The organism is Herbiconiux aconitum, assembly GCF_024979235.1.
GTDB lineage: Bacteria > Actinomycetota > Actinomycetes > Actinomycetales > Microbacteriaceae > Herbiconiux > Herbiconiux aconitum.
This window is the reverse complement of record NZ_JANLCM010000002.1, coordinates 721,911-736,543: the sequence shown is the minus strand read 5'-3', so window position 1 is coordinate 736,543 and position 14,633 is coordinate 721,911. Positions and strand designations below refer to the sequence as shown.

The window sequence follows — 14,633 nt, the reverse complement described above, 5'->3', positions numbered from 1 at the left end:
CGTGTCTGTAAAGATCGGCATCAACGGCTTCGGCCGCATCGGTCGCAACTTCTTCCGCGCCGCCCTCGCCAAGGGGAGTGACCTCGAGATCGTCGCGGTCAACGACCTCACCGACAACAAGGCGCTCGCCCACCTCCTCAAGTACGACTCGATCACGGGCCGGCTCGACGCGAAGGTGGAGCTCGACGGCGACAAGATCGTCGTGAACGGCAAGCCGATCATCGTGCTCGCCGAGCGCAACCCCGCCGACCTCCCCTGGGGCGAGCTGGGCGTCGACATCGTCATCGAGTCGACCGGCCGCTTCACGAAGAGCGACGACGCGCGCCAGCACATCGCAGCCGGCGCCAAGAAGGTCATCGTCTCGGCTCCTGCCACGGGCTCGGATGTCGCCACCCTGGTGCTCGGTGTGAACGAGGGCACCTACGACCCGGCGATCCACGACATCATCTCCAACGCCTCCTGCACGACGAACTGCCTCGCGCCGCTCGCCAAGGTGCTGCTCGACAACTTCGGCATCGAGCGCGGTCTGATGACGACGGTGCACGCCTACACCGCCGACCAGAACCTGCAGGACGGGCCGCACAGCGACCTCCGCCGTGCCCGCGCCGCAGCAGTCAACATCATCCCCACGTCGACCGGTGCCGCCAAGGCGCTCGGCCTCGTCATCCCGGAGCTCGTCGGCAAGCTCGACGGCTACGCGCTGCGCGTTCCGGTTCCGACCGGCTCGATCACCGACCTCACCGTCGAACTCAGCACCCCGGCCACCGTCGAGCAGATCAACGAGGCGTACAAGAACGCCGCGAACGACTCGCTCAAGGGCATCCTGAGCTACACCGAAGACCCGATCGTGTCGAGCGACATCGTCTCCGACCCGCACTCGTCGATCTTCGACGCCGGCCTCACCAAGGTGATCGGCAACCAGGTCAAGGTCGCCTCGTGGTACGACAACGAGTGGGGGTACTCCAACCGTCTCGTCGACATCACCGAGTACGTCGCCGACCGGCTCTGAGTCAATGCCACCCAGCCGGTGGCGCCCCCGCAAGGTTCGACACATTGCGGCTGCGCCGCCGGCTCTACTGAAAGCGATTGCGTGTGACGCTCCGCACTCTCGACTCCCTGGGTTCGCTCGCCGGCAAGCGCGTCATCGTTCGGTGTGACCTCAACGTTCCTGTGAAGGACGGGGTCATCACCGACGATGGGCGCGTGCGCGCGAGCCTGCCCACCCTGAACGCCCTGATCAACCAGGGCGCCCGGGTGGTGGTGGTCAGCCACCTCGGCCGCCCTGACGGCGCCCCCGACACCAAGTACACCCTGGAGCCGGTGGCTCAGCGCCTCAGTGAGTTGCTCGGCAAGCCGGTGGTGTTCGCACACGACACGGTCGGGCAGGCGGCTCAGGATGCGGTCGGCAGCCTGGAAGACGGCGACGTCGCCCTGCTCGAGAACCTCCGCTTCAATGCGGGGGAGACCAGCAAGGACGACGCGGTGCGGGGAGCGTTCGCGGAGCAGCTGGCCGCATTCGGAGACGCCTTCGTGTCCGACGGCTTCGGCGTCGTGCACCGCAAGCAGGCGAGCGTCTACGACCTCGCCGAGCTGCTGCCGAGCGCCGCTGGTCTGCTCATCCAGACCGAGCTCGAGGTGCTCGACAAGCTCACCGAGAACCCCGAGCGCCCCTACACGGTGGTGCTCGGTGGGTCGAAGGTCTCCGACAAGCTCGGAGTCATCGGTCACCTGCTCCCGCGGGTGAACACGCTGCTGATCGGCGGCGGGATGCTCTTCACCTTCCTCAAGGCTCAGGGTCACGCCGTCGGTTCCAGCCTCCTCGAAGAGGATCAGCTCGACACCGTGCGCGGCTATCTCGCCAAGGCCGAAGAACTCGGCGTCGAGATCGTGCTGCCCACCGACGTCGTGGTGGCCTCGAAGTTCGGAGCCGATGCGGAGACCGTCATCACCGCGGCCGACGCCATCGAAGACACGCCGTTCGGCGCATCCGGTCTGGGGCTCGACATCGGGCCCGACACGGCGAAGACCTTCGCAGGCGTCATCGCCGACTCGAGGACCGTGTTCTGGAACGGCCCGATGGGCGTGTTCGAGCTCGCCCCGTTCGCCGAGGGCACCCGTGCAGTCGCAGCGGCGCTCACCGAAGTCGACGGCCTCGGCGTCGTCGGCGGGGGAGATTCCGCGGCGGCCGTTCGTGCGCTCGGTTTCTCCGACGACCAGTTCGGTCACATCTCAACCGGAGGCGGTGCCAGTCTCGAATTCCTCGAGGGCAAGCGTCTCCCCGGCCTGGAGGTCCTCGGATGGTCCTGAAGCGCACCCCGCTCATCGCGGGAAACTGGAAGATGAACCTCGACCACCTGCAGGCCATCGCCTTCGTGCAGAAGCTGGCCTGGTCGCTCGATGACGCGAAGCACAACTTCGACGACGTCGAGGTGGCGGTGTTCCCACCGTTCACCGACCTGCGTTCGGTGCAGACCCTGGTGTCAGCTGACAAGCTCTCCATCCGCTACGGCGGTCAGGATGTGTCGCAGCACGACTCCGGCGCCTACACCGGCGAGGTGTCGGGCGAGTTCCTCAACCGGCTCGACTGCCAGTACGTCATCATCGGCCACTCCGAGCGGCGCACGCTGCACGGCGAGACCGACGAAATCGTCTCAGCGAAGGTCAAAGCGGCCGTGAAGCACGGCCTCGTGCCCGTGATCTGCGTGGGCGAGACGGCCGACGACCTCGAGAAGCACGGGCAGAGCGCCGTTCCGGTCGCTCAGCTGAAAGTGGCTCTCGAGGGGCTCAAGCCGGATGCCGATGTGGTCGTGGCCTACGAGCCCGTCTGGGCCATCGGCTCAGGACAGGCCGCCACTCCCGAGCAGGCGGAGACCGTGGGCGCAGCCCTGCGAGCCGTCGTCGCCGAGAGCCTCAGCGCCGACGCGGCGGCCGCTACACGCATCCTCTACGGAGGCTCGGTGAAGTCGGGCAACATCGCCGGCTTCATGCGCGAGCCGAACGTCGACGGCGCCCTGGTGGGCGGAGCGAGCCTCGACATCGCGGAGTTCGCCGCGATCGTGCGCTTCCAGAAGCACGTCGGAGTCTGAGCCGATGGATTTCTGCGTGTACACGCGCAGAAATCGTTGGGCCGAGGTTGGAGTCAGCCTCGAGTTCTGTGGCGGGTTATACTAGCTCGTGGTCTTCGGGGGTAGCGACCCCGCTCTCCCGTATGTGAAAGGCAAGCAGTGCAAATCCTTCAGGTCATCCTCCAGGTGGTGCTCGGTATCACGAGCCTGCTGTTGACCCTTCTCATCCTTCTCCACAAGGGCCGGGGCGGCGGTCTGTCCGACATGTTCGGCGGCGGTGTCACCTCGAACCTCGGCGCGTCCGGTGTGGCCGAGCGCAACCTCAACCGCATCACCGTCATCCTCGGGTTGGTCTGGGTCGGCAGCATCGTCGTCCTCGGGCTGATCACCAAGTTCGACACCAGCCTTTAGGGGGCAACAGCATGGCATCAGGAGGAAGCGCGATCCGCGGATCCCGCGTCGGCGCAGGGCCAATGGGTGAGCAAGACCGAGGTTTCCACGCGGAGCGTATCCAGGTCTCCTATTGGGACGCACTGGGCAACGAGACGGTGCGGTACTTCGCGGCGAACCTGCCCGACGAGGAGATCCCCGAGACCATCGACTGCCCCGCCTCAGGGCTGCCGGCCGGTCGCGACAAAGAGAACCCGCCGTCGGTGGCGAAGCTCGAGCCGTACAAGACACACCTCGCCTACGTGAAGGAGCGGCGCACCGAGAAAGAAGCGGAGCAGCTCCTCGAAGACGCGCTGCAGCAGCTGCGCGCCCGTCGGGGCACCGCGTCCTGACCTAGGTCTCTGAAACCTGAAGGGAAGCCCTCACGACGGCGTGGGGTGCTTCCCTTTTTGTTGCCTCGGGGGCCGTGCTTCGCGCGGCCTCCTCGGGTCGCGCCGGTCCCAGCCCGGCGCTCCGCGACATGTTCGCGTGCGGTCGCTGACGCGGCCGCGCGCTCACGCTGGGTCGTCTGAGTGCGGCCCGCGGCCCTCGATGAGACTTCCGTCACCCATTCGCCAAAAACTGTCGGAATGCGGCGCGGCGTTGCGGCGTGTTTTGGCGACTCGATGGGCGAGCCCTCGAGCCGCGACGTGCGGAACGAGGATGCAGGGGGCGGGCTGCGCTCAGACGTGCCGGGGTGGGCCGCAGCTCGTCACACGCCCGAGGAGACGGCGGGAAGAGGCCGCAAGCCGCGGGCCGCGCTCGATGACCCACGGTGAGCGCGTGGCCGGAGGGTGCGACCGCAGGCCGCGCTCTCCGACCGCCCGCGAACGTGTCGCGTCGCGCCGGGCAAGGACCGGCGCGACCCGGGCAGCCCGAGCGAAGCCCGGGCCGCACGGCGGCTAGTAGCTCGGCGCGATGAGCGACTCCGGAACCTCTGCCGCCGCCTCGCGGTCGACGAAGAAGACCGTGCGCTTGCGGCCCTGCGCGCCGGCCACGGGCACTTCGTCGGTGCTCGCGCCCGCGAGTGCCAGACCGATGGCAGAAGCCTTGTCAGCGCCGGCCAGCACCATCCAGATGCGGTCGGCGGACTGGATGACGGGCAAGCTGAGGCTGAGGCGCTCCGGCGGCGGCTTGGGGGAGTTGCGCACCGGCACGACCGTCGCATCCGTGATTCGGATCTCGTCGTGGCCGGGGAAGAGCGAGGCGATGTGGCCGTCGGGCCCCACACCGAGGAACATGATGTCGAAGCGCGGATAGTCAGCACCCTCGGGCGCTGCAGCCGCGAGTTCGCGGGCGTACACCCGGGCCGCCTCGTCGAGGTCGGAGACTTCGTCGGACGCCGGGAAGGCGTGCACCCGCGACTCGTCGACCGGGATGTGGTCGAGCAGGGCTTCCCGCGCCTGGAGGTCGTTGCGGTCGGGATCGCCCTTCGGCACGAATCGCTCGTCGCCCCACCAGAAGTTGATGCGCGACCAGTCGATCGTGTCCGACGCCGCTGACGAACGGATCGCCGCGAGCACCGCGCTCCCCATCGTGCCGCCGGTCAGCACCACGGTCGCATCGTCGAACTCGTCGAGGATGTCGATGACCTTGGTGATGAACCGGGCGGCCACGGAGCCGGCGAGCGACTCCTTGTCGGGGTGGACGAGTACACGGCGGTCAGTTGTCATCAAGCCATACCTTCACACGGGCGATTTCTGCGCGCGTACGCGCAGAAAACCAGAAATTCAGACCTCGTCGCTCGCGCTGCCGTCGTTCTTCTCGAGCAACTCGACGAGGCCCTGGGAGATGACTTCACCATACAGGTCATCCGGGTCGAGTCGCCGCAGCTCCTCGGCCAGGCAATCGCGGAGGTTGCGGCGCGGAAGCGACAGATCGTGCGTGGGCTGGTTCGGCTGGGAGAGCCGGGCCACGTTGGGCACTTCGCGCACCAACTCGATCGGTCCGCCGCTCCGGGCGAGGATGACGCCGTGGATGCCGCTGGAGCCGTTCGCGCGCGGCGCCAAGCCGTACTTCACCGGCACCTTCAACTGGTGCCGGAGCCACGCGGCGAGAAGCAAGGTCGACGGCGAATCGGATGCGCCCGAGACCTCGATATCGGTCACCGGCTCATAGGGCGGCTGGTCGAGCACGGCCGCGAGCTGCGCCCGCCACAGGGTCAACCGCGTCCAGGCGAAGTCGGTGTCGCCGGGCGCGTAGGTCTTGGAGCGGCTGAGCAGCGCCTCGTACGGGTTCGCCTGGTTGGAGGAGTCGGTGATGCGCCGTGTGGCGATCCGGCCGAGGCTCGAGGTCGACACGTTGTCGGGAGCCATTCCGGGCCACCAGACGACCACCGGTGCGTCGGAGAGCAGCAGGCCGGTCACGAGCCCCTCCTGGTCGCTCGCAGCGGCACCGTAGGCGCGCAGCACGATGACCTCGCTCGCGCCGGCGTCGCCGCCGACCCGGATCTGAGCATCCAGACGCGCTCCGCGGCCGGTGTTCATGCCGTCGTTCTCGTGGTCGGTGGAGACCACGATGACGCGCATCGGATGCTCGCGGGAGGCGTCGTTCGCCGCTTCGATCGCGTCTTCCTCCTCGCCCAGCGAGGTGACGATCACGAGAGTGAGCACGCGGCCCAGAGCGACAGCGCCGCCCTCCTCTCGGATCTTGACGAGCGACTTCGAGATCTTGCTCGTAGTGGTGTCAGGCAGATCGACGATCACGGGCGTCTCCAAGTTCTTCCGTCGCGGGCCAGTAGTTCGTCAGCCGAAGCAGGCCCCCAGGTTCCGGGGCGGTACTGCTCGGGCTGGCCCTGCGTTGTCCAGTACTCCTCGATGGGGTCGAGAATCATCCACGAGAGCTCGACCTCCTTCTGACGTGGGAACAACGGCGGATCGCCGAGCAGCACGTCGAGGATGAGGCGCTCGTAGGCCTCGGGGCTGGCCTCGGTGAAGGCATGGCCGTATCCGAAGTCCATGGTGACGTCGCGCACCTGCACACCGGCGCCGGGCACCTTCGAGCCGAAGCGGATCGTGACGCCCTCATCCGGCTGAACGCGGATGACGAGAGCGTTCTGGCCGAGCTCGGAGGTCTGGCTCTCGGCGAAGAGATACTGCGGCGCACGCTTGAACACGACCGCGATCTCCGTCACCCGCCGGCCGAGCCGCTTGCCGGCGCGAAGGTAGAACGGAACGCCCGACCAGCGCCGGGTGCCGATGTCGAGTCGCACTGCGGCGTAGGTCTCGGTGGTGGACTGCGGGTTCATACCGTCTTCCTCCAGGAAGCCGAGCACCTTCTCGCCGCCCTGCCAGCCTCCGGAGTACTGGCCTCGCGCCGTCACCGTGCTGAGGTCATCCGGAAGCTTCACCGCAGCGAGCACCTTCTCCTTCTCGGCGCGCAGGTCGGCGGCGTCGAAGGAGATGGGCTCCTCCATGGCGGTGAGCGCCATGAGCTGGAGCAGGTGGTTCTGGATGACGTCGCGAGCGGCGCCGATCCCGTCGTAGTAGCCGGCGCGGCCGCCCACTCCGATGTCTTCGGCCATCGTGATCTGCACGTGGTCGACGTAGTTCGCGTTCCAGATGGGTTCGTACAGCTGGTTGGCGAAGCGGAGGGCCAGGATGTTCTGAACCGTCTCCTTGCCGAGGTAGTGGTCGATGCGGAACACCGAGTCGGGCGGGAAGACCGATTCGACGACTTCGTTCAGCTCGATCGCGGTCTTCAGGTCGCTGCCGAAGGGCTTCTCGATGACGACGCGGCGCCAGCGGTCCTCCTGCTGGTCGGCGAGGCCTGAACGGCGCAACTGCTCGGTGACGAGCGGGAACGCCTTCGGCGGAATCGACAGGTAGAAGGCGTAATTGCCCATGGTTCCGCGGTCGCGGTCGAGTTCGTCGATCGTGGCCTTCAGCTGTTCGAAGGCGGCGTCGTCGTCGAATTCGCCCGAGACGAAGCGGATGCCCTCGGACAGCTGGCGCCAGACGTCTTCATCGAACGGGGTGCGCGAGTATTCCTTCACGGAGTCGTGCACGACTCGCTCGAAGTCCTGATCTTCCCATTCGCGCCGGGCGAACCCGATCAGGGAGAAGCCGGGCGGCAGGAGCCCCCGGCTGGCGAGGTCGTAGACCGCCGGCATCAGCTTCTTGCGCGACAGGTCGCCAGTGACACCGAAGATGACGAGGCCTGACGGCCCAGCGATCCGGTTCAGCCGGCGATCGGTCGGCAGCCTGAGTGGGTTGTACTCCGGCGTTATCTCAACGGGAGGCATTGAACTCCTTGTATCGGGCGTGGGCCGCTCAGCGCAAGACGCTGAAGAGCGTCGACACGTCGGTAGACGCATCGGTCAGGTTCAGTCGGAGCACGGGTCGACCGTGGTCCGCCAGTACACCGGCGTCGCCGGCGGCCTGCGCTTGGATGAGCTGTCCGAAGGTGAACGGACGATCGGGGATCTCGAGGTCGTCGGTGCTGTCCGCGGTGATCTGCAGGAAGACTCCGACGGCCGGGCCGCCCTTGTGGTACTGACCGGTGGAGTGCAGGAACCGGGGTCCCCATCCGAAGGTCACGGGGCGCCCGGAGCGGGCCGCGAGCAGGTCGCGGAGCTCGGCGAGCTGGGGGAGGGCGAGGCGGTCGACATAGGCCGTTATCGCCACGTAGCCGTCGGCGGGCAGCTGCGCGAGGAGCGCATCCACGGAGCCGGCGAGGGTGCCCGGAGCGACGAGGGCGTCACCCGAGCCGCGCACTTCGATGCCTGCCTCGACGAAAGCCGGGGCGGACGGGGCGGGGCGCTCGTCGAGCAGACCGCGAGCGGCCTCCTTGGCGGACTCCACATCGGGCTGGTCGAAGGGATCGATGCCGAGCAGTCGTCCGGCGATCGCGGCCGCGTACTCCCAGGTGAGCAGCAATGCGCCGAGCGATCCGCTCAGAAGCACTTCGCCCGGGTGCTTCTCGCGCAGATGGAACTCGTGCGCGTCGGAGACCAGACGCACGATCTGCACGTCGGGCAGGTTCTCGGTGAGCTCGGGGGAGTTCACGTCGAGCACCACGGGCAGCAGCCCCTTGCCGTCTTTTCCGGTCGACTCGGCGATCAGCTGCTCGGCCCAGTCGGCGAAGCCGACGATGTGGGTGCCGTCGGCCACGATGCCCAGCTTGTCGCGCAGCGGCTGGGTGCCGGCGATCGCGGCGCCCAGCATGAGGCCGAAGTTCTCATCGCCGTCTTCGGCGAGGTTCAGCGAGATCGCGTCGGCCTCGTCGAGCAGCTCCCCGATGTTCGCACCGGCCAGACCTGACGGCACCAGTCCGAATGCGGTGAGCGCCGAGTAGCGCCCGCCCACGTTCGGGTCGGCCAGGAACGTGCGGTAGCCGGCATCCTTGGCCAGGGCCTCGAGCGGCGAACCGGGATCGGTGACGATCACGATCCGCGTCGAAGGGTCGATGCCCGCGTCACGGAACGCCTTCTCGTAGGCGCGGCGCTGGCTGTCGGTCTCCAGCGTGCCGCCGGACTTCGACGAGGCGATCAGTACCGTGCTGGCCAGCCGGTCGGCCAGAGCCGAACGGATCTGCCCGGGGTCGGTCGAGTCGAGGATGGTCAACTCGACACCGAGCGTCTGCGTGATCACCTCGGGGGCGAGCGAGGAGCCGCCCATCCCGGCCAGCACGAAATGATCGATCCCCTCCTCGAGGAACCGGGCGCGAAGGGCCTCGATCGGAGCGACCAGGCGTCGCGAGATCGAGACCGCTTCGGTCCAGCCGAGGCGTTTGGCGGCCTCAGCCTCGGCCTTGGGGCCCCAGAGCGCCGGATCCTGAGCCGTGATGCCTGATGCGACCAGGTCTTTCACGAGCTGCGGAACGACGGTCTGGATCGCCTTCTTGGCGTCCCCCGAGGAGTGGATCGCGACGGTCATTTGGCCGAGTTCAGTGCGGCGGTGACCGTGTCGAGGAGCTCGTTCCAGGAGACGATGAACTTCTCCACGCCCTCCTTCTCGAGCAGCTCGGTGACCTCGGCGTACGAGATACCGAGAGCGCCGATGGCGTCGAGCACCTTGTTGGCGCCGGCGTAGGAACCCTTGATGGTGTCACCCTCGATGACGCCGTGGTCGGAGACCGCGTCGAGCGTCTTCTCGGGCATGGTGTTGACGACCTCGGGGGCCGCCAGCTGCACGACGTAGGTCGTGTCGGGAACCGACGGGTCTTTCACACCGGTGGAGGCCCAGAGCGGGCGCTGCTTGTTGGCGCCGGCGTCGAGCAGCAGCTTCGCGCGCTCGGTCGTGAAGGCCTGCTCGTAGACCTCGTAGGCGAGCTGGGCGTTCGCGACGCCCGCCTTGCTCTTGAGGGCGAGGGCCTCGTCGGTGCCGATGGCCACCAGGCGCTTGTCGATCTCGGTGTCGACGCGCGACACGAAGAAGGAGGCGACCGAGTGGATCTTCGACAGGTCGTGCCCGGCTTCCTTGGCCTTCTCGAGGCCGGCGAGGTAGGCGTTGATGACGTCGCGGTAGCGCTCGAGCGAGAAGATCAGCGTGACGTTCACCGAGATGCCGGCCGCGATGGTCTCGGTGATGGCCTCGAGGCCCTCGACCGTCGCGGGGATCTTGATCAGCACGTTCTCACGGTTCACCTTGGCGTACAGCGCCTTGGCCTGCTCGATCGTGGCAGCTGCATCATGAGCGAGACCGGGCTCGACCTCGATCGAGACGCGGCCGTCGAAACCCTTGGACGCGTCGTAGACCGGCTTGAAGATGTCGGATGCCGCGGCGACGTCGTCGGTCGTGATCTCGAACACGGCGGTCGTCACATCCGTGCCGGCCTTGGCCAGCACCGCGACCTGCTCGTCGTACGCCTCGCCCTTGGCGAGAGCACCGGCGAAGATCGTGGGGTTCGTGGTGACGCCGACGACGTTCTGCTCTTCGATCAGCTTCTGCAGCCCACCGCTCGTGATGCGCGACCGCGACAGGTCGTCGAGCCAGATCGACACGCCGACATCGGACAGTTTCTGTGTTGCTTCCGTCATTTCATATCTCCTTGGTTGCCGGGCCCTACAGGGCGGCCAGCGACGTCTTTGCTGCTTCGACTGCGGCTTCGGTGGTGATACCGAACTCGCGGAACAGGGTCTTGTAGTCGGCAGATGCGCCGAAGTGCTCGATCGACACGCTGCGGCCGGCGTCGCCGACGTAGGGGCGCCAGCCGAGACCGATTCCGGCTTCGATCGAGACACGAGCCTTCACGGATGCCGGCAACACCGACTCCTTGTACTCGTCGCTCTGCTCCTCGAACCACTCGAGACTCGGGGCCGAGACCACGCGGGCATTGATGCCTTCTTCTTTCAGGATGGCTCGCGCGTTCACGGCGAGCTGCACCTCGGAGCCGGTGGCGATGAAGATGACATCCGGGGTTCCGTTCGGTGCTTCTGCGAGAACGTAGGCACCCTTCGAAACATTCCGCGCGGAGGCGAAGGTCTCGCCCGAAGCGTCGCCGTCGCCGCGCTCGAACACCGGGATGTTCTGGCGGGTCAGGGCGATGCCGGCCGGGTTGTGGTGGCGGCCCAGGATGGTGAGCCAGGCGTGACCGACCTCGTTGGCGTCGGCCGGTCGCACGACGTCCAGACCCGGGATCGCGCGGAGTGCGGTGAGCTGCTCGACCGGCTGGTGCGTCGGGCCGTCTTCGCCGAGGGCCACGGAGTCGTGGGTCCAGACGAAGATCGAGGGAACCTTCATCAGCGCGGCCAGACGCACCGCCGGGCGCATGTAGTCGCTGAAGATGAGGAAGGTGCCACCGAACGGGCGGGTCTTGCCGTGCAGCACGATGCCGTTCAGGATGGCGCCCATGGCGTGCTCGCGGATGCCGAAGTGCAGCACACGACCGTAGGGGCTGCCCGTCCACTCGTGGGTGGAGTGTTCGGCGGGCACGAACGACGCGGCGCTCTCGATGGTCGTGTTGTTCGACTCGGCGAGGTCGGCCGAACCGCCCCAGAACTCCGGCAGCACTTCGGCCAGGGCGTTGATGACCTTGCCCGAGGCGGCACGGGTCGAGACATCCTTGCCCGCTTCGAACACGGGGAGCACCGACTCGAGGTCTTCGGGGAGCTCGCCGGCTTCGAGGCGGTCGAGCAGAGCCTTGCGCTCGGGGTTCGCCTCGGCCCACGCGTCGAAGCCCTTCTGCCACTCGGCGCGCTCCTCGGCGCCCCGGGCGATCGCGCCACGGGTGTGCTCGAGCACGTCGGCGTCGACCTCGAAGCTCTTCTCCGGGTCGAAGCCGAGAACCTCCTTGAGGCCCTTCAGTTCGTCGGCGCCGAGCGCCGATCCGTGGATCTTGCCCGTGTTCTGCTTCTTCGGGCTCGGCCAGCCGATGATCGTCTTCAGGATGATCAGCGAGGGCTTCGACGTCTCGCCCTTGGCGGCTTCGATCGCGTCGTTCAGCGCCTGCACGTCTTCGACGTAGTCGCCGGTCTTCTTCCAGTCGACGACCTGCACGTGCCAGTGGTAGGCCTCGTAACGGGCCTTCACGTCTTCGGTGAAGGCGATGTTCGTGTCGTCTTCGATCGAGATCTGGTTGGAGTCGTAGATGCCGATCAGGTTGCCGAGCTGCTGGTGGCCGGCGAGCGAGGAGGCCTCGCTGGTGATGCCCTCTTCGAGGTCGCCGTCGCCGGCGATGAAGTAGACGTGGTGGTCGAAGGGGCTGGTGCCCTGCTCCGCGTCGGGGTCGAAGAGGCCACGCTCGAAGCGCTGGGCGTAGGCGAAACCGACCGCCGAGGAGAGACCCTGGCCGAGCGGGCCGGTGGTGATCTCCACCCCGTCGGTGTGCCCGTACTCGGGGTGGCCCGGCGTCAGCGAACCCCAGGTGCGAAGCGCCTTCAGGTCGTCGAGCTCGAGACCGTAGCCGCCCAGATAGAGCTGGATGTACTGGGTGAGAGAGGAGTGGCCCACCGAGAGGATGAAGCGGTCGCGGCCGAGCCAATGCTGATCGCGCGGGTCTTTGCGCATGACCTTCTGGAAGAGCAGGTAGGCGGCCGGTGCGAGGCTGATCGCGGTGCCGGGATGCCCGTTCCCGACCTTCTCGACGGCGTCTGCCGCCAGTACCTTGACCGTCTTCACTGCTTTGTCGTCAATGGGTTCCCATTGGAATGTCGCCACGAGGTATATGACCCTTCTCGATTGCAATTCCTGTCTAAGGAATCGTCCGCACCAATCATATCGGCGCGGGCGGGGCCGCCGCCCGCCATCGAATAGACTTGGCCAGGGGTTCACCAACGGGCACGTAATGAGGAGTAATGGACGTAGCGGTTGACGGCCGGATAGAGCATCGGCGAATCAGCCCGATGGAGAAGGTGAAGGCGTACTTCGCCCTCACCAAACCGCGGGTCATCGAGCTTCTTCTCGTCACCACCGTTCCGGTCATGATCCTGGCCCAGAACGGCATCCCCAACATCTGGCTGGTGTTCGCCACCCTCATCGGCGGAGCCCTTTCGGCCGGCAGCGCCGGCGCCTTCAACTGCTATTTCGACCGCGACATCGATCGCGTGATGAACCGCACGTCGAAGCGGCCGCTGGTCACCGGCGTGCTCAGCGACCGGGAGGCGCTCGTCTTCGCCTGGACCATCGGGGTCATCTCGATCGTCTGGCTGGCCGTCTTCACCAACCTGCTCGCCGCATCCCTGTCGCTGCTCGCGATCCTCATCTACGTGCTGCTCTACACGCTCGTGCTGAAGCGCCGCACCCCGCAGAACATCGTCTGGGGCGGAACCGCCGGCTGCATGCCGGTGCTGATCGGCTGGGCGGCCGTCACGAATTCGCTCTCCTGGCAGGCGCTCATCCTCTTCGGCATCATCTTCCTCTGGACGCCGCCGCATTACTGGCCGCTCTCGATGAAGTACCGCACCGACTACAAGACGGCAGGCGTGCCGATGCTGGCCGTGGTTCGCGGCCGCGTCGTGGTGGGCCTGCAGATCGTGCTCTACGCCTGGGCGATGGTGGCCTGCTCGCTGCTGCTCATCCCGGTCGGGCACATGGGCCTGGTCTACTCGATCACGGCCGTCGCCGCCGGCGCCTGGTTCCTGTTCGAGTCGCACCGGCTCTACAGCCGCTCGATCCGCGATCTCTCGATCAAGCCGATGCGCGTGTTCCACGGCTCCATCACCTATCTCACGCTGATCTTCCTCGCCGTGGCGATCGATCCGCTGCTGCCGTTCTGAGGGCGCCATGAAAACTCCCCTCGGCTGGGCTGCCGACCGCTGGACCCTCACGCCCCGCGCTCTGCGCTGGGGCACGACGGCGGCGCTCGTGGTGAGCATCCTCATCATCGTCACCGGCGGCGTCGTGCGCGTCACCGGTTCGGGGCTCGGATGCCCGACCTGGCCCGCCTGCGACACCGGATCGCTCACCACCACTCCCGAACTCGGCATCCACGGTTTCATCGAGTTCACCAACCGGGCGCTCACCGGAGTGCTGATCGCGGCCGTCGGCTGGGCGATCGTCGCTGCCCGGTTGCAGAAGCCGCGCGACCGCACCATGACGCGGCTGGCCTGGTCGCAGTTCTGGCTCGTCGTGATCAACGCCTTGGCCGGCGGTGTGACCGTGTTGAGCGAGCTGAACCCCTACATCGTCGCCATGCACTTCGTGCTCGCCGTCGCCCTGCTCACCACGACGACGCTCACCTGGCATCGCGCGCACCGCGGTCAGTCGGCCGAGACCGTGTTCCCGCGCTGGCTCGGCGCCCTCGCCTGGGTGCTCGTGGGCGTCACCGCCGTGCTCATCCTGGTGGGCACACTCGTGACCGGCTCCGGCCCGCACGCCGGCGACTCCGCGGATGTGCCCCGCATGGCGTTCGTCTGGGCCGACGTCGCCGTCGTGCACGGCGTGCTCGGCTTCGCCACCCTCGGTCTCGGCGTCGTTCTCCTGGTGGCCCTGTCGCGCATCCCGGGCGCGGAGATCGCCCGCCGGCGCGCACTGACGTTCGTGGTGGTGGTCGTTCTCCAGGCGGCCCTCGGTGTCACCCAGGCTCTGCTCGGCTTGCCCGAATGGCTCGTGGTGCTGCACCTGCTCGGCTCCGCCCTGGTCTGGGTAGGCGCGCTCCGGGTGCTGTTGGATGTGCATCCGCAACTCTTCGCCCGGCCCCAGACGGGCACGTATACAATGGGATCTCGGGAACACGCTCTTAACGCGTAGTTCTGCCCGA

At 67.2% G+C, this 14,633-nt stretch carries 13 protein-coding genes; 7 read left to right on the top strand and 6 right to left on the bottom strand.

Features of this window, described 5'->3' with window-relative positions; genetic code table 11:
- Position 1: 1 nt before the first annotated feature.
- The 5 genes from gap (at position 2) to N1027_RS15000 (ending at position 3,847) form a co-directional block, all read left to right on the top strand.
- Positions 2 to 1,009 (top strand): type I glyceraldehyde-3-phosphate dehydrogenase, encoded by a 1,008-nt coding sequence (gap, locus tag N1027_RS15020; RefSeq protein ID WP_259508939.1) that lies wholly within the window; start codon positions 2 to 4, stop codon positions 1,007 to 1,009.
- 83 nt (positions 1,010 to 1,092) lie between these two features.
- Positions 1,093 to 2,307, top strand: a complete 1,215-nt coding sequence (locus tag N1027_RS15015; protein ID WP_259508938.1) for a phosphoglycerate kinase — start codon at positions 1,093 to 1,095, stop codon at positions 2,305 to 2,307.
- The gene (tpiA, locus tag N1027_RS15010) at positions 2,298 to 3,086 is read left to right on the top strand and encodes a triose-phosphate isomerase (protein ID WP_259508937.1); all 789 of its coding nucleotides are present in this window, start codon (positions 2,298 to 2,300) and stop codon (positions 3,084 to 3,086) included. The genes N1027_RS15015 and tpiA overlap by 10 nt, the downstream gene beginning before the upstream one ends.
- Before the next feature lie 138 nt (positions 3,087 to 3,224).
- Positions 3,225 to 3,476, top strand: a complete 252-nt coding sequence (gene secG / locus N1027_RS15005) for a preprotein translocase subunit SecG (protein WP_022894976.1) — start codon at positions 3,225 to 3,227, stop codon at positions 3,474 to 3,476.
- Between the two features lie 11 nt (positions 3,477 to 3,487).
- Entirely contained in the window at positions 3,488 to 3,847 is a 360-nt protein-coding gene (locus N1027_RS15000) for an RNA polymerase-binding protein RbpA (RefSeq protein ID WP_259508936.1), read from the top strand.
- Positions 3,848 to 4,396: 549 nt separating this feature from the next.
- On the opposite strand, the gene pgl is transcribed toward N1027_RS15000, so the two are convergent.
- Genes pgl through tkt form a run of 6 tightly spaced genes read right to left on the bottom strand, consistent with a single transcriptional unit; the run spans position 4,397 to position 12,592 of the window.
- Complete coding sequence (pgl, locus tag N1027_RS14995; RefSeq protein ID WP_259508935.1) at positions 4,397 to 5,167, bottom strand: 6-phosphogluconolactonase; 771 nt, start codon at positions 5,165 to 5,167, stop codon at positions 4,397 to 4,399.
- A gap of 57 nt (positions 5,168 to 5,224) precedes the next feature.
- Complete coding sequence (locus tag N1027_RS14990) at positions 5,225 to 6,199, bottom strand: glucose-6-phosphate dehydrogenase assembly protein OpcA (RefSeq protein WP_259508934.1); 975 nt, start codon at positions 6,197 to 6,199, stop codon at positions 5,225 to 5,227.
- Positions 6,196 to 7,737, bottom strand: coding sequence for a glucose-6-phosphate dehydrogenase (gene zwf / locus N1027_RS14985; protein ID WP_259508933.1), 1,542 nt, complete (start codon positions 7,735 to 7,737; stop codon positions 6,196 to 6,198). Before zwf ends, N1027_RS14990 begins: the two co-directional genes overlap by 4 nt.
- 28 nt (positions 7,738 to 7,765) lie before the next feature.
- On the bottom strand, positions 7,766 to 9,370 hold the full coding sequence (locus N1027_RS14980) for a phosphoglucose isomerase-related protein (RefSeq protein WP_259508932.1): 1,605 nt from the start codon (positions 9,368 to 9,370) through the stop codon (positions 7,766 to 7,768).
- Entirely contained in the window at positions 9,367 to 10,473 is a 1,107-nt protein-coding gene (tal, locus tag N1027_RS14975) for a transaldolase (RefSeq protein WP_259508931.1), read from the bottom strand. The genes N1027_RS14980 and tal overlap by 4 nt, the downstream gene beginning before the upstream one ends.
- 25 nt (positions 10,474 to 10,498) lie before the next feature.
- Positions 10,499 to 12,592, bottom strand: coding sequence for a transketolase (gene tkt / locus N1027_RS14970; RefSeq protein WP_259508930.1), 2,094 nt, complete (start codon positions 12,590 to 12,592; stop codon positions 10,499 to 10,501).
- A 137-nt stretch (positions 12,593 to 12,729) separates the two neighbouring features.
- Here tkt and N1027_RS14965 point away from each other — a divergent pair, with 137 nt between their 5' ends.
- Both N1027_RS14965 and N1027_RS14960 read left to right on the top strand, forming a co-directional pair.
- Positions 12,730 to 13,650 (top strand): heme o synthase, encoded by a 921-nt coding sequence (locus N1027_RS14965; protein ID WP_259508929.1) that lies wholly within the window; start codon positions 12,730 to 12,732, stop codon positions 13,648 to 13,650.
- 7 nt (positions 13,651 to 13,657) lie between these two features.
- Positions 13,658 to 14,623, top strand: a complete 966-nt coding sequence (locus N1027_RS14960) for a COX15/CtaA family protein (protein ID WP_259508928.1) — start codon at positions 13,658 to 13,660, stop codon at positions 14,621 to 14,623.
- The last annotated feature ends 10 nt before the right edge of the window (positions 14,624 to 14,633 follow it).